Annotated in this window: 13 protein-coding genes; 2 read left to right on the top strand and 11 right to left on the bottom strand. The window is 45.2% G+C overall.

Annotated elements, in window-relative coordinates; all coding sequences use genetic code 11:
- Positions 1–34: 34 nt before the first annotated feature.
- The 6 genes from OGM16_07515 to scfA all read right to left on the bottom strand — a co-directional run bounded on the left by OGM16_07515 (position 35) and on the right by scfA (position 5287).
- Positions 35–934, bottom strand: a complete 900-nt coding sequence (locus tag OGM16_07515) for a S8 family peptidase (GenBank protein ID UYJ48083.1) — start codon at positions 932–934, stop codon at positions 35–37.
- Positions 935–1279: 345 nt separating this feature from the next.
- Entirely contained in the window at positions 1280–1906 is a 627-nt protein-coding gene (locus OGM16_07510; GenBank protein ID UYJ48082.1) for an HAD family phosphatase, read from the bottom strand.
- Between the two features lie 222 nt (positions 1907–2128).
- Complete coding sequence (gene yajC, locus OGM16_07505) at positions 2129–2407, bottom strand: preprotein translocase subunit YajC (GenBank protein ID UYJ48411.1); 279 nt, start codon at positions 2405–2407, stop codon at positions 2129–2131.
- 74 nt (positions 2408–2481) lie between these two features.
- On the bottom strand, positions 2482–3612 hold the full coding sequence (tgt, locus tag OGM16_07500) for a tRNA guanosine(34) transglycosylase Tgt (GenBank protein ID UYJ48081.1): 1131 nt from the start codon (positions 3610–3612) through the stop codon (positions 2482–2484).
- Positions 3613–3616: 4 nt separating this feature from the next.
- Complete coding sequence (gene scfB / locus OGM16_07495) at positions 3617–5017, bottom strand: thioether cross-link-forming SCIFF peptide maturase (protein ID UYJ48080.1); 1401 nt, start codon at positions 5015–5017, stop codon at positions 3617–3619.
- 123 nt (positions 5018–5140) lie between these two features.
- Positions 5141–5287, bottom strand: coding sequence for a six-cysteine ranthipeptide SCIFF (gene scfA / locus OGM16_07490; protein UYJ48079.1), 147 nt, complete (start codon positions 5285–5287; stop codon positions 5141–5143).
- Positions 5288–5500: 213 nt separating this feature from the next.
- On the opposite strand from scfA, the gene OGM16_07485 reads away from it, so the two are divergent.
- Entirely contained in the window at positions 5501–5863 is a 363-nt protein-coding gene (locus OGM16_07485) for a TIGR04086 family membrane protein (protein ID UYJ48078.1), read from the top strand.
- 247 nt (positions 5864–6110) lie between these two features.
- On the opposite strand, the gene OGM16_07480 is transcribed toward OGM16_07485, so the two are convergent.
- Positions 6111–6575 (bottom strand): signal peptidase II, encoded by a 465-nt coding sequence (locus tag OGM16_07480; protein ID UYJ48077.1) that lies wholly within the window; start codon positions 6573–6575, stop codon positions 6111–6113.
- A gap of 236 nt (positions 6576–6811) precedes the next feature.
- Between OGM16_07480 and OGM16_07475 the strand changes: the two genes are divergently transcribed.
- On the top strand, positions 6812–8575 hold the full coding sequence (locus OGM16_07475) for a S8 family peptidase (protein ID UYJ48076.1): 1764 nt from the start codon (positions 6812–6814) through the stop codon (positions 8573–8575).
- 13 nt (positions 8576–8588) lie between these two features.
- Here the strand turns inward: OGM16_07475 and clpX are convergent, their stop codons facing one another.
- From clpX to OGM16_07455, 4 genes are all read right to left on the bottom strand, one after another.
- Positions 8589–10046: an ATP-dependent Clp protease ATP-binding subunit ClpX gene (gene clpX / locus OGM16_07470; protein UYJ48075.1), complete on the bottom strand. Its 1458-nt coding sequence runs from the start codon at positions 10044–10046 to the stop codon at positions 8589–8591.
- A gap of 8 nt (positions 10047–10054) precedes the next feature.
- Positions 10055–11332 (bottom strand): trypsin-like peptidase domain-containing protein, encoded by a 1278-nt coding sequence (locus OGM16_07465; protein UYJ48074.1) that lies wholly within the window; start codon positions 11330–11332, stop codon positions 10055–10057.
- A 207-nt stretch (positions 11333–11539) separates the two neighbouring features.
- On the bottom strand, positions 11540–13291 hold the full coding sequence (locus OGM16_07460) for an LCP family protein (GenBank protein UYJ48073.1): 1752 nt from the start codon (positions 13289–13291) through the stop codon (positions 11540–11542).
- A 53-nt stretch (positions 13292–13344) separates the two neighbouring features.
- Positions 13345–14763 (bottom strand): undecaprenyl-phosphate glucose phosphotransferase, encoded by a 1419-nt coding sequence (locus tag OGM16_07455; protein UYJ48072.1) that lies wholly within the window; start codon positions 14761–14763, stop codon positions 13345–13347.
- Positions 14764–14873 lie beyond the last annotated feature (110 nt).

The following is a 14873-nucleotide window of genomic DNA, read 5'->3' as shown; positions in this document are numbered from 1 at the left end:
ACTTTTTTATTATGACTGCTGACAGATGATATTATCATATCTCATCTGCCAGCAGCCTTTTTACATCCAGTTTTCCCCACCCCTGCTGATTGTGAGGCAGTCCCAGATCCACCGCCCGTTCCCTGATACGCAGTTTTACATCTTTGTTACTCATGGATGGGTATTTTTCCAGCAGCAATGCAATGGCGCCTGATACAAGGGGAGTAGACATGCTTGTACCTGATTTTATAAAATAATGTCCCGGCTCATTGCAGCAGCTGATAATACCGCAGCCCGGAGCCACGATATCTGGTTTACATACACAGGCTTTTGTAGGACCTCTGCCGGAATAATCCACCATTTTGCTTCCCATGACCTCCACTTCCTTGTGGTCATCAGAGCAGCCTACTGTGATCACTTTTCTGCTGATCCCCGGTGTAGTAACAGTTCCCGGTGCTGGGCCATGATTTCCAGCCGCTACCACTACTACCAGACCATCATCCCAGGCTGCATTTACCCCTTTTACCAGCACAGAATTCTCCGTCATCTCCTGGCGTGCGAGAGAACCTACGGAAATGTTTACGATACGTATTCCATATTCGTTTCTGTGTTCTCTGATCCAGCGAAGCCCCATTAGCACATCTGCTGCATATCCATTTCCTTTCCTGTCCAGCACTTTTATCCCAAGGATCCGGCTTCCCGGGGCAATCCCTTTAAATATCCCCCCTGAAGCAGCTCCGCTTCCTGCGATCATGGCTGAAACATGAGTTCCATGACCATTATCATCATAAGGAAGCTTTTTTCCATGGACAAAGTCCTTAAATCCCAGTATCTTTCCCTTCAGATCTTCATGAATGTAAATGCCTGTATCTAAAACTGCAACGCCAACGCCTTTTCCGGTGATCCCGTCCAAAGCTGTCTCATCACAGTGAATTTCCAGTCTGGCCCGATTCACATTAAAAAATCCCTTTTCTTATACTGTATGATACCTGGGGCAAAAGGTTAAAAATCTGATGGAGGCTGCCTGTACGAAGATTTTTGAAAAAAAATGTGCGGATCACGAATGTTTTTTAAATTATGAGAGCACAAAATGCAAAACCATATACTGGTGTGCAGAAAAAAGCTCCGTACCTGTCAGTACGGAGCTTTTTTCTAAGGATTTCGGATTTTCAAAAAGGGTTGAAGGATAGTTCTTAAACTTTCGTGCATTTCTTATGTAACTAAAGTATATCATGCAATCGCTGGAAATGTTTGAATGTTCTTTGAATAGATTATTAAGAAATTCTTAATGTTACAGACTTCACTTTGTAAGCGAAAGGACAGAACCATACAACGTCTCTTTCAGCTTCCCCACATCTCCATCTGCAAAGCAATACCCGTCCATGCCACAGGCTTTTGCCCCTTCAATGTTGTTTTGCAGGTCATCAATAAAATAACATTCTTCCGGTTTTAAACCAAAGCGGTCAAAGAAATGACCATACATTTCTTTCTGTGGTTTCATGCACAGCACTTCTGCTGAAAACAGGATCCCGTCAAAGCAGTCTATTGCCGGCAATACCTTTTTATAACAGGTCAGCAGACGTACCGATGCGTTGGAACACAGATAAATACCATAGCCTTTTGCCTTTAAATCCCGGATCAGGTCTCCCATTTCCGGTCTGGCGGTCATGTTATACTCATGCCAGTGGTCAAAGCATTTAACAGCCAGTTCTTTTTCTTCCTCTGTATCCAGACGGCTGATCATTTTCTCAATTCCGTCCTTCTCTTTAATCACACCCATATCTAAAAGAACCCATTCCGGGGAATCAAACACAGCCGTGCAGATTCTCTTTGCCAGTGCCTTATTATCTGTAAAATGGCGGCACACCGGCATGCCGGAATAGTCCACCAGAACCTTTCCCATATCAAATACAATATTCCTGATCAAAATACCCCGCCTTTCTGCTCCGGAATATGCCGGAGCCATCTGTTGATCATTATATAAAAATGTCGGATGTTCTTGCCTTTGCAGACAAACTGCCAGGCTTCAAACCTCCGACATTTTTAATGTTCATTCTCTTCGTATACCAGATTATTTGTTACAGTTCCACCAAGCTTCTTGTTTTCATGAATATGGAAACAAGAAGATGTCATGGCCAAACTGTAACGATTATTTTGTTTCTGGCTTCTCTACCTGAACGATCGCAGCCTTCTGCATCGGAATACGGCAGTTTTTGTTGCTGCCGAACTCAACGATCACAGTATCATCAGTCATATCAATGATCACACCGTAAAAACCGCTGGTAGTAAGAATGGTATCGCCTACAGCAATGCTGCTTAACATCTCCTGCTGTTTCTGTCTTTCCTTCTTCTGTGGACGGATTGACGTAAAATAGATCAGAGCTGCAAAAAATACAATATAGATAACTATAAAGCCCATTCCCTGCATAGTTTTTTCCTCCTTCACACCTGCTGCCGCCTCGCCGCAGCAGTTATAGTTTTTTGTTTACCCGCTTCTGCGTGCTATCTGCCTTCCATACCGGCAAGCTTGGCCGCCTTGTATTCTGCGAAACGGTGTTCTTCGATGGCGTCGCGGATCTCCTCCATCATTTTATTATAAAAATACAAATTATGCAAGGTACATAACCGCATTCCCAGCATTTCTTTTGCCTTTAACAAATGGCGTATATAGCCTCTGCTGTAAGAGCGGCAGGCCGGACACTGGCAGCCTTCTTCAATAGGGCTGTGATCCAGCTCATATTTCTGGTTAAACAGATTCAGTTTGCCGTGGTTGGTATATACATGCCCATGACGGCCATTTCTGGATGGGTAGACACAGTCAAAAAAGTCTACTCCCCGGTCTACTGCCTCTAAGATATTGGCAGGTGTTCCTACGCCCATAAGATAAACCGGCTTATCCTCCGGCAGATGAGGTACAGTCACATCCAGGATATGATACATTTCCTCATGGGTCTCACCTACAGCCAGACCACCAATTGCATAGCCATCCAGATCCAGCTCCCTGATGGTCTCTGCATGCCGGATCCGGATCTCGTCTATAACACCACCCTGATTAATGCCAAATAACAGCTGTTCTTTATTAATAGTATCCGGAAGGGAATTTAAACGTGCCATTTCTGCCTTGCAGCGCTTTAACCACCGGGTAGTGCGGTCTACAGAATTGCTGATATAGTCATAGTCTGCATGGCTTGGGGGGCACTCGTCAAAAGCCATGGCAATGGTAGAACCAAGATTTGACTGGATCTGCATGCTTTCTTCCGGACCCATAAAGATCTTATGGCCATCAATATGGGAGCGGAAATATACGCCTTCTTCCTTGATCTTGCGCAGATCTGTAAGGGAGAACACCTGGAAGCCGCCGGAATCTGTAAGGATAGGCTTGTCCCAGTTCATAAACTGATGCAGTCCGCCGTATTCTTTGATCAGCTTATCTCCTGTACGCACATGAAGATGGTAGGTATTAGAAAGCTCTACCTGGGTACCGATCTGACGCAGATCATCAGTAGAAACAGCACCTTTAATAGCACCTACGGTTCCAACATTCATAAAAACCGGTGTCTGTATGGTTCCGTGTACTGTTTCCATCTGGGCGCGTTTTGCCCGTCCGTCTTTTGTGATCACCTGATACTTCATACCTTTATGCCTCTTCGTCTGCTAAAGCAGCCTTGATCATGATGGCACATTCGATCCTCTTTTTCTGCATCTCACAGCCGATCTCATATGCACCGTTAATAGAACCACTGAAATTATAAGCATTTGCGCTGCATCCGCCGCTGCAGTAAAATCTTGCAAAGCAGTCCTTGCATGTCTCCTTCGCATATACATTGCAAAGCTTGAACTCATCGCGGATATCCGTATTTACAATACCGGTATCAACATTTCCAAGCAGGAATTTTTCATTTCCCACAAACTGATGACATGGGTAAAGATCACCCCACGGGGTAACAGCCAGATACTCTGTACCGGAACCGCAGCCAGCCAGACGCTTTGCAACACAAGGTCCTGCTGTTAAATCCAGCATAAAGTGGAAGAAGTTAAAACCTCTGCCATCTTTTTTACGCTTAATATATTCTAACGCCAGCTTATCATATTCCTTTAAGATCTGCGGAATATCCTCTTCGCGGATAGCATAATCCTCTGCCGGATCAGCTACTACCGGTTCCATGGACATCTGCTGGAAGCCCAGATCTGCATAATGGATCACATCATCTGCAAAATCCAGGTTATTTCTGGTAAATGTACCTCTTACATAATAGTTCTTCTGTCCTCTGCTTTCAGCAAACTTCTGGAACTTTGGAACGATCATGTCATAGCTGCCGCTGCCATTACGGAATGGACGCATCTTATCGTTGATCTCTTTGCGTCCATCAAGGCTTAATACTACGTTGCTCATTTCACGGTTGCAGAATTCCATGATCTCATCATTTAAAAGAACACCATTTGTAGTTAATGTAAAACGGAATTTCTTGTGGTTTGCTTCCTCTAAAGAACGTCCGTATTCAACCAGCTGCTTTACTACTTTCCAGTTTAACAGCGGCTCTCCGCCAAAGAAATCCACTTCCAGATGTTCTCTGCTTCCGGAATTTGCAACCAGAAAATCCAGGGCTTTCTTTCCTACTTCAAAGCTCATTAAAGCGCGGCGGCCATGGTACTCCCCTTCTTCTGCAAAGCAGTAACGACAGGCCAGATTACAGTCATGGGCAATATGCAGGCAAAGTGCCTTTACTACAGTCTTACGCTTCTTAAAGTCTAATACGAAATCACGGTAGATGTCACGGGTAAGCAGCTGCTCTGCATTGATCAGCTCCTGGATATCCTCCAATGCCTCACAGACCATCTCACTTCCATAGGTTTCATCTAATTTTTTATGGACATTTGCAGTTACTTCTTCAGAAAGCTTCTCAGGCTTATCCATTTCCGGGATCTGCTTGGAAACAGCTGCGATGGCATCATAAACCACCGGATCTACTACATGGACGGAACCGCTGTTTACGTCCAGAACAATATGATAACCATTATTAATATACTGATGAATCAAAGCTAAAATCTCTCTTTCTAAACTTAATTGGCCTTCCGGCCGGTCCGGACTACATGGGAAAGCCCCTATAATCACTTTGACCATAGGGGCTTTGCACATTTAATGCTTTACCGATCTATACCATTAGCGAGCAGAATTTTCACAGCTCTGGTTACCAACGGTACAGGAAGTCTTACATGCAGACTGGCAGGAAGTCTGGCACTCGCCGCATCCGCCCTTCTTCATGGTATCCTTTAAGGTATTGGCATTTAAAGTCTTTACATGCTTCATTGTACAGTACCTCCTTTTTTCTAATATGTTTTTCCAGTATCTTTCTGTGCCCGATCTTGCAAAAAGATCTCCTGTCAGTGAAGGATCAGCCGCAAAGACAGGTATATGAAAGTCTTCGAAAAAACATTACTATCGATAGAATTATAACATAGGTTATCGGGGCTTGCAACGGTGAATATACTGGACTGTAAACATATTTTAGGAGAATATCTTATGGAAACTAAAGTTATAAAACCTTTGCTGCGCTCTCTTTTTCTCTCCTATGTGCTTTCTGCCCTCTTTTTAGGAGTCCTTGCCTTTGCCCTTTATAAGCTGCGCCTTAGGGAAAGCCTGGTAAACCTGCTGATCTTTGCCGTGTATTTTGCCGCCTGCTTCGCAGGAGGATTTTTTACCGGCAGACGTGTAAAAAACCGCCGCTTTTTCTGGGGACTGCTGTCCGGAATGTTTTATTTTCTGGTGCTTTTTGCAGCCTCTTTCGCCATGGATCCCAAAGCAGACATTAACGCCGGGCGTTCTCTTCTGGTCCTTGGTGTATGCAGCCTGGGAGGTACCTTAGGCGGGATGTTCAGCTTCTGATAAGACCATGTACTACAGTTTTGCCATAACATCATATGATACCAGGGTCAAAAGGTCATAAATCCGATGCAAGCTTGCTTGCAGGAGGATTTTTGAACTTGGGACCCGCCAAAAACATGAGTAAGAAGCCATTTTTTGAAGAAAAATGAGCGGATTACGAATGTTTTTAGAATTGCGAGAGTGCAAAGCACGTAGCAATTCGGTATCAGAGGGGTCAAAATACCTTTTGACCCCAACATCATCATATTCAGTCTTTCATGTCCTCTAACAGCTCTGCGGCCAGGAAGACCAGACTGCCCAGAAACACAAAAATATCGCCAAGATTGAATATCACATTTTTAAGACGCTTAAACTCAATAGAAAAATAGTCCACTACATAACCTTTTACCAGGCGGTCATACAGATTGCTGATGGCGCCTCCTAAAACCATGGAAAGGCCGATCTTCTGGGCCACACAGCCCTTTTTTGTAAAAAGAGCCGCCAGTGCGCCTGCAGCTGCAGATGTGACCGCCAGGGGAATACCTTTTACAAGCTGGGGGCGCTCTTTCATAAAGCCAAAGGGAAAACCTGGATTATAGCTTTTATGAATGCGTATAAAACCTTTTGTGCCAGGAAAATCTCTGGGAAATTCTTCAGTGCCTTCCCGTTCTATTTCGTCTTTTATAAATAAGTCAAGAGCGGCAATGCCGCCTGTAAGCCATGGTAAGAACATATTTTGGTCCGTCCTTTCTTGTAAGATCGACTTATGGATACACATTTTCCGTATTTTTCTGCCTGCTTTTATTTTACTATAATCTCCCTATCACGTCCAGTTATACAGGCAATGTTCATAACCCTAAGATCCAGTACATTTCCATGAAACCAAGGGGCAGTACAGCCGCAATATACATATGATCCCCATTTATCCCATATACTTACAACAACACAGCTTTACAGAAAGGCACTTCCATGCCCTCATGCACCTTAAATCCTGCTTCTGAAGAAGTGGCAGACTTTATCTATCGCTTCGGCTCCCTGCAAAATAACCTCCGCGACCCGGAACAATTTCCCTGTGTAGACTATGTGAGCAATGATTATGCCATTTTTTATACTCCTTTAAACGAAGCGCTGCCGGTCTCCCTGGAACGTTATCCTTACTACAGCATCCCCGGTCTTTTTACCCTTTTAGACGACTCTGCCATGGAAGCTTCCGGTATTCTGGCAGCTTTACAGACACCAGCTCTTTCTAATATGGGCAAAGGCGTTCTCGTCGGCATCGTAGATTCCGGCATTGACTATACCAGCCCTGCTTTCAGAAATGAAGACGGCACCACCCGCATCCTTGGGATCTGGGATCAGACACTGCCGGAGGACACTTCTGTTCCGACTTCCGGTGTACCTGACTATTATCCCATGGGCGGTGCTTCTTATGGAACGGAATTTACCAGAGAAGATATTAATTCAGCCCTTGCATCTGATGATCCATTTTCCCTTGTGCCGTCAAAAGATGCCAATGGCCACGGCACCTATTTAGCCGGCCTTGCAGCAGGAAGATCATTTCCCCTGCAAAATTTTACAGGTGCTGCCCCTATGTCAGATCTTGCCATAGTAAAATTAAAGCCCGCAAAGAAATATCTGCGGGACTATTACCTGATCCCCGAAAAAGCAGATGCTTTTCAGGAAAACGATATTATGATGGGTATTAAATACCTGCGGGTCCTTGCAGACCGGTTCCGCCAGCCCCTTGTTATACTTCTTGGTCTTGGAAGCAATTACGGCAGTCATACCGGCAGTTCCCCCTTAAGTCAGGTAGCCCAGAATTACGGGGGATTTTTCGGCATTGCCACTGTGATCGCAGCGGGAAACGAAACAGGGCTTGCCCACCACTACGCAGGAAGGCTTTCCGCTGACACCTCTTATGAGGATGTCGAACTGAGGGTTGGAAAAAAAGAAGCAGAACGGGGATTTATCCTGGAGCTGTGGTCCTCTGCCACAGAACTTTATACAGTAGGATTTGTTTCTCCCGGAGGAGAGCGGATCAACCGCATCCCTATTTTAGCTAACAATGAAACCAGGATCCCATTTTTACTGGAAAACACTACAGTCACTGTAAATTATGAGCTGATCGAAGCAGGAAGCGGCAGCCAGCTGGTATCCATGCGCTTCGAAAAACCCTCTGCAGGTATCTGGACGATCCGTGTATACAATACACAGTTTCTCACAGGAGATTACCACATGTGGCTGCCGGTCCAGAGCTTTATCTCTGATGAAACTGTATTTTTAAAACCAGATCCATCCAATACCATCACTGTACCTGGAAACTCCCGTCTCCCTATTACAGTAGGTGCATATGATCACAGGAATAACAGTATCTACATCCACTCCAGCCGCGGCTACATCAGCAGGGATTCTGTAAAACCGGATCTGGCAGCACCGGGAGTAGACGTACTTGGACCTGCCAATACCTCAGTCCATTCCGGTATCCTAAAAAACACACAGACATTCACCCACCGCACCGGTACCAGCGCTGCCGCTGCTATTACTGCCGGAGCAGTGGCCAATCTTTTAAACTGGGGCATTGTAATGGGAAATTACCCCACAATGAGCGAAGCCTCTATTAAAAGCTACCTCATCCGGGGCGCATCCAGAAATCCGTCCCTTTCCTATCCCAACAGGGAATTTGGGTATGGTACTCTGGACCTGCTGCAGACCTTTCTCAAGTTGCGGGAATAACAGAGAGATCGGTTTACATCTGACGCATCTGAATCAGAGGGCCGCCTTTCTTCTCCAGATAAGGTCTTGTGACTACCACAGACCCAATATTCGGATCTTTTGGTATCTCATACATAATATCCAGCATAAATTCTTCCAGGATGGCCCTCAAAGCCCTTGCGCCGGTCCCACGCTTTAATGCTTCCTCTGCGATCCAGGAAAGGGCATCATCTTCAAACACCAGCTTCACCTCATCCAGCGCCAGAAGCTTCTCATACTGGAGCAGGATAGCATTCTTTGGCTCCTTTAAAATACGGATCATCATATCCTTATCCAGCCCCTTTAAAGTAACAGTCACAGGCAAACGTCCTAAAAACTCCGGTATCATGCCAAAGGTGCGCAGATCTTCATTGGTCACATGGCTCAGGATATCAGGATCATTGTCATAGCTGTCTTTCAAAGCAGCTCCAAAGCCCATGGAAGACTTCCTGGTCAGGCGCTCCTTAATGATATTTTCCATATCAGGGAACGCGCCGCCACAGATAAACAGGATATTATCCGTATTTACAGTAGCCATAGGTGTCATGGCATTCTTCTGGTTGGAACCTACCGGCACTTCTACTGTACTGCCTTCCAGAAGCTTTAACAGCTCCTGCTGCACAGATTCGCCGCTTACATCCCTGGTATTGGTCTGCTTTTTCTTGGCTATCTTATCAATCTCATCAATAAAGATAATACCTTTTTCCGCACGCTTTACATCATTTCCTGCAGCTGCTAAAAGCTTGGAAACAACACTTTCAATATCATCGCCAATATATCCGGCCTCTGTAAGGGAAGTAGCATCCGCAATTGCCAGAGGCACATCTAAAAGCTTTGCCAAAGTCTTTACCAGATAGGTTTTTCCGCTTCCTGTAGGTCCGATCATTAAAATATTGGACTTTTCGATCACAACACCATCCGGATCCGTTCCGCCTAAAAAGGCACGTTTATAATGGTTATAAACCGCCACAGCCATAACCTTCTTTGCCTTGTCCTGGCCAATCACATATTCATCCAGTTTTCCCTTGATAATATGGGGTGCCGGAATATCCTTCATAGTCAGCTGCTTTTCCGAATCCTTCTTCTTTTTTAATTTCTGCCGCTGGGGGATCTCATTTACCGGCGGCATCTGGGTGAGATCACTGAAATTCATGCCCACATAAGGCATATTTGGCATATTTGGCATTTTAGAAAAATCCATACCGCCTTTTGTCACTGTATCAAAAGCCTTCTGCATACAGTCATGGCACAGGCACATGCCACCTGGCATAGTTATCATCGGTCCCGCCTTGCTCTCCGGTCTGCGGCACATGTAGCAGATCTTTTCGTAATTATCTGCATTATCACTGCTGCCATGAGCAGCCTTATCTTTATCCTGACTGCCATGGGCAGCCTTATCCTTATCCTGAATATCCTTCAGGTCTTCATCTTCAAAATTCTTATCTTCCACCATTTTTCTCCTTACTGCTTGCCACTTACCACAGATCCCGGCAGTCCGGTCAGTGTTACAGGGATCTGTATTTCCTTATACTGGCCATCTTCCTGGCGCTGTACCAGCAATTCTATGGTTTCGCCTGTTTCATAACCTTTTAAGAACTTCTGCAATTCCTGCATGCTCTTTACAGTCATTCCATCTAATTTAGTAATAATATCCTTTTCCCTGAGCTGGGAATCAGCTGCCGCTCCGTCTTTCAGTATCTTGTATACATAAACACCCTTTGGCATACCAAAAGCAGCTGCTGCATCCTCATCCACAGTAGTTCCCTGTATTCCCAGATAGCCCCGCTTTTCTTCCGCGACCTCAGAACGTGTTTTCCTGTTCATCAGTTCATCTAAAATATCCTGAACACCGGAAACAGGAATGGCATAACCAATGCCTTCTACCTCTGTAGATGAATATTTAGCCGCATTAATGCCAATAACCTCTCCCTTCATATTCAGGAGAGCACCTCCGCTGTTTCCAGGATTAATAGCTGCGTCTGTCTGAAGCAGCACTCTTGCATTACCATCGGAAGTCTTTATTTCCCGGTTCAGCGCGCTTACATAGCCTACTGTAACAGACTGTCCATATCCAAGGGCATTTCCAATGGCGATCACTCCCTGACCAACCTTTAAGCCATCTGAATCTCCCAGCCTTGCAACTGCTATCTTCTCTTTCGTTTCCTGTGGAATCTGATCCAACGGAACAGAAATAACTGCCAGATCTGTATCTGTGTCCGTTCCCTTTACAGCTGCATCTACTGCTGCATCATCCACAAAGGTGATCTTTAAGGACACTGTATCCTGTACCACATGATTGTTAGTAACAATCAAAAGTTCTGTATCGTTTTCCCCGATAATAATACCGGAGCCGCTGCTTGGCACTTCATAGGACTGGCTTCCGCCTCCAAAAAACCAGCCAAATCCAAAATCCGGCATCTGGTAAACTGCTGTACTGGCAACTGCCACTACCGCAGGCATGGCCTCTTCTACCACCTGTGAAACATCTGTAGCCGGTGCCGGGACTGCTGGCGCTTCAGGAAGGATCCCCGGTACATTTCCACCTGGAAATGGCTCAGGCAGCAGTTCTTCTCCCTGTTCAGGCAGTTTCTCATCTGATGAAACAATGGCAAAAAACTGGGAAACCATTCCGGAAGATGCGATCTGTACACCTGTCATCACTGTTCCTGCCACAGTTCCAAAAAGGACTGCCGAAAGAACGATCCATGCCGTCTTTTTCAATAAACTGTTTTTCCTCATGTATGTTCGTCTTCCCTTCTTAAAAAACTAACGGACATGTCACCTGAGGGTGACATCATCATTTTATACTGAATCTATCATTTCAGCAAGTGCAGAATATGGAAGTAAAAAAAGAGATCCCGCAGACCATACTTTCGCGGAATCTCTTCATTTATCCTTTACAGCCCAGACATATGCCGGTCTATAACATCTATTCTCACACTCACATCAGGCTGCCGGTACGATCATCGCTCCCGGACCACCTGTATTCTCTTCCTGAATGCTGTTTTCAGGGCTGAACTGTGAAGCTACTGTTGTCTCACGGCTTCCAGGACCAACTGCTTTGGTTGCAGCCTCTGTTGTTGCCGCTTCTGTAGCAGGTGAAGGTGACAAAGTACCGCTTGGAACTGTAGGCTTTAAACCTTCACTGGATTCTCCCGGATGAGGCGCCTTTGTGGTCTCTCCCGGATGTGCCTGGCTGGTCTCACCTGGATGCAACGAGCTTTCAGAGCTGTGTCTGCTGGTCTGTGGAATATAATCTTCCGGCGGATCGATCACATTTCCATCCTCATCTGTTTCATACTCAAAATCAGTTTCGCCGTCAATGATGCTCTCATCCACAGCTGAGGTGCTTTCATTGTTCGTATCAGAAGAAGAGCTGCTTTCTGAATTATCCTTCTGTGTACTCTTTTCATCTGTTTTGGCTTCTGTTTCCTTTGGAGTATAACCACCACCGGTTCCAACATCACCAACTGGCTTTCCTTCCTTGTAAAGACCTGTGTCAGATGCGATCTGTGCACTGATCTTCTTTACCATATCACTTGGTGTGTAATTCTCATCATTAAAGAGGAACTTATGAAGAGAGATCACGTTGCTCTCCAGTGTCTGCGGGATAACACAGTCACCCTTTTTCCCCATAGTCACATCACTTCTTGCCTCAGGGAATCCTGCTGTCTCTCCAATATGATAACGGGTCAGGTTCTTTGCTGCCGGGATCACATCATCCAGAGTGACACTGCTTAAGATCTGTGGGAATACAACTTCCATTACATTATTAACAACTGAGAAATTTGCCTTTTTAAGCTTGTCAAAGCTTAACTGGATGATCTTTCTCTGACGTTCAGTTCTTGCAAAGTCTGTATCCATTTTCCTAAGACGTGCATAGGCAACTGCCTGGATGCCATCTAAATGGTTTGGTCCGGCGCTCTTTAACTGGTAAGAACCAACACCGGTAGAATTTACAGTCTCTGTAATATAGGCATTGATATAGTAGAACTCTGCCTTGCTCAGCTCTACGTCCACACCGCCTAAAATATTAATAGCATCTGCCACTGCCTTCCAGTTAAAGGTAGCATAATCATCAATCTCCAGATCCAGGTTCCTATTTAAGGCCTCTACTGCCTGCTTTGGACCGCCTCTGAAATATGCCTGATTGATCTTATTATAGCCGTTCTTATCATCCACGTTCAGATAAGTATCCCTGAAAAGGCTGACTAATTTAATCTCGCCGGTTTCCTGGTTGATATTGCAGATAATGATAACGTCGGACATATTTCCTTTTCCAACAGAACTGTCACGGCTATCCACGCCAAACAGTGCTACCGTCCAGTAGCCCCTCATTGCCTGCTCTTTTTCCATGGAAATATAGGGGTTAGTCATATCTGCCTTATTAAACTCTGTATCTGTCTGCATCAAAGACATCATACGCTTTCCATACCAGCCTGCGCCGATAAGGGCCAGGGCAATGATCTCGGCCACAATAAAAATGATAATCGTCCTTAAACGGCTCTTTCCGGCCCCGGCAGCTGTCCTGCTGCCTCTTCCTGTACTGCCTCTTCCTATGCTTCTTCCTGTGCTGTCTGTCCCTGAAGTTCTGCCTGTGCGTCCGGAAGACGGGTATTTCCTTCCTTCTTTTCTGCGGCTGCGTCCTCTTTTCAGTTCGTCATCCGTCTCAAATTCGTTGTCAAAATCGTGATTCATGTACATTTCCTCATTGTAATGGTAACGGTTTTCGCTATGCGCTGTATCAGTGATCAGTAGGCATTCTTATTAATAAAGCCCTTGAATATAGTCAGGAACATGATCTTAAAATCAAATCCCAGACTCCAGTTTTCAATATAATACAGATCGTGTTCGATCCTCTTTGTAATAGAAGTATCACCCCTGTAACCATTGACCTGTGCCCATCCTGTAAGACCCGGTCTTACCTGGTGCTTGATCATATAACGTGGGATCTCTTCCTTAAACTTTTCTACAAAAAGAGGCCGCTCCGGTCTTGGGCCTACCAGACTCATATCCCCGATGAGGATATTAAAAAACTGAGGCATCTCATCAATGCTTGTCTTTCGTATAAAACGTCCAACCGGAGTAACCCGTGGATCATGTGGAGTAGTCCACTGCTTTTTCTCCTTGTTTGGATCCTGGACTTCCATGGAACGGAATTTAAACATTTTAAAAGGACGGTTGTGCAGTCCGATGCGCTCCTGACTGTAAATGACCGGTCCCGGAGAAGTGATCTTGATCAGTGCTGCTGTGATCAGCATAAGGGGTGAAAACAGAGTGATTCCAAAGAGTGCCCCGAAAATATCCACACAACGCTTTACCGTAGCATTAAATACATTGGTCAGCGGCACATGGCGGATATTGATCACAGGAAGTCCCTGAAGATCTTCCATATAAGGGATCGTAGGGATAATATTATTGTAATCCGGAATAAATTTCGTATGCACGCCGGATTTTTCACAGGCTGCTACGATCTGTTCCAGATTTGCGTACTCACCGATACTTAATGTAATAACGATCTCATCTAATGTATTGGCAGCAAGAAATGTCTCCAGATCGGAGATCGGTCCTAAAACCGGGATCTTCTTATAAACATAGCCTGGATCTTTATGGTCATCCAGGATCCCCTGGATGTGGTATCCCCATTCCGGATTTAAGGATACCCGGTCAATAAAACCTTCTGCCGCACGGCTGTAACCGATCATAAGCACATGCTTCTGATTATAGCCATTGGTACGCAGAGAGCGTAAAAACAGACGGATCGCCAGTCTCTCTCCTGCCAGAAGAAGAATATTCAAAGCAAAAAACACCAGGAGCATTCTGGTCGAGAAATACCCCAGATGAACAATAAAGCTTCGTCCGCCGAAAAGGATCAGCGTAAAAAGCATCAGACCGATCACATTTGCCTTACAGATATTGGCAAATTCGACCCGTCTTCCCTGGATGCGTTTGGGTACATACAGGTGAAAGCAGCCGTTTAAGATCAGATAAACAGGAACAATAAATATAAGAGCCACAAAATAAGGCCCCGGCTCAAGGGTGGCCCCCCTTAAAGGCACCACCTTACCGCTGACGATAATAAACCACGCCAGCACATAGGCTGCTGCTGTCACCACTGCATCCAGAAGCACCTGAACATGGTTCAGGCTTTTCTGGTTATCTTTAATCATTGTATATCACCTTTTGTTGGATTCCTGGTCCGCTCATTTTCCCGGTCGGGGAAAATAGCTGTTCATTCAAAACATTATACATGATACATTCCCATTATTCCATAGCTTTT

The organism is Lachnospiraceae bacterium, assembly GCA_025758065.1.
Classification (GTDB): Bacteria; Bacillota; Clostridia; order Lachnospirales; family Lachnospiraceae; genus Enterocloster.
The sequence above is the reverse complement of the archived record's forward strand: the minus strand, read 5'-3'. Positions and strand labels throughout refer to the sequence as shown.

What these genes read in the sequence shown, in the direction of transcription:
- OGM16_07465 (UYJ48074.1), bottom strand. Translation starts at nt 11,332, where the DNA reads ATGAGGAAAAACAGTTTATTGAAAAAGACGGCATGGATCGTTCTTTCG.
- OGM16_07460 (UYJ48073.1), bottom strand. Translation starts at nt 13,291, where the DNA reads ATGAATCACGATTTTGACAACGAATTTGAGACGGATGACGAACTGAAA.
- OGM16_07485 (UYJ48078.1), top strand. Translation starts at nt 5,501, where the DNA reads ATGGAAACTAAAGTTATAAAACCTTTGCTGCGCTCTCTTTTTCTCTCC.
- tgt (UYJ48081.1), bottom strand. Translation starts at nt 3,612, where the DNA reads ATGAAGTATCAGGTGATCACAAAAGACGGACGGGCAAAACGCGCCCAG.
- clpX (UYJ48075.1), bottom strand. Translation starts at nt 10,046, where the DNA reads ATGGTGGAAGATAAGAATTTTGAAGATGAAGACCTGAAGGATATTCAG.
- scfA (UYJ48079.1), bottom strand. Translation starts at nt 5,287, where the DNA reads ATGAAGCATGTAAAGACTTTAAATGCCAATACCTTAAAGGATACCATG.
- OGM16_07455 (UYJ48072.1), bottom strand. Translation starts at nt 14,763, where the DNA reads ATGATTAAAGATAACCAGAAAAGCCTGAACCATGTTCAGGTGCTTCTG.
- OGM16_07475 (UYJ48076.1), top strand. Translation starts at nt 6,812, where the DNA reads ATGCCCTCATGCACCTTAAATCCTGCTTCTGAAGAAGTGGCAGACTTT.
- yajC (UYJ48411.1), bottom strand. Translation starts at nt 2,407, where the DNA reads ATGCAGGGAATGGGCTTTATAGTTATCTATATTGTATTTTTTGCAGCT.
- OGM16_07480 (UYJ48077.1), bottom strand. Translation starts at nt 6,575, where the DNA reads ATGTTCTTACCATGGCTTACAGGCGGCATTGCCGCTCTTGACTTATTT.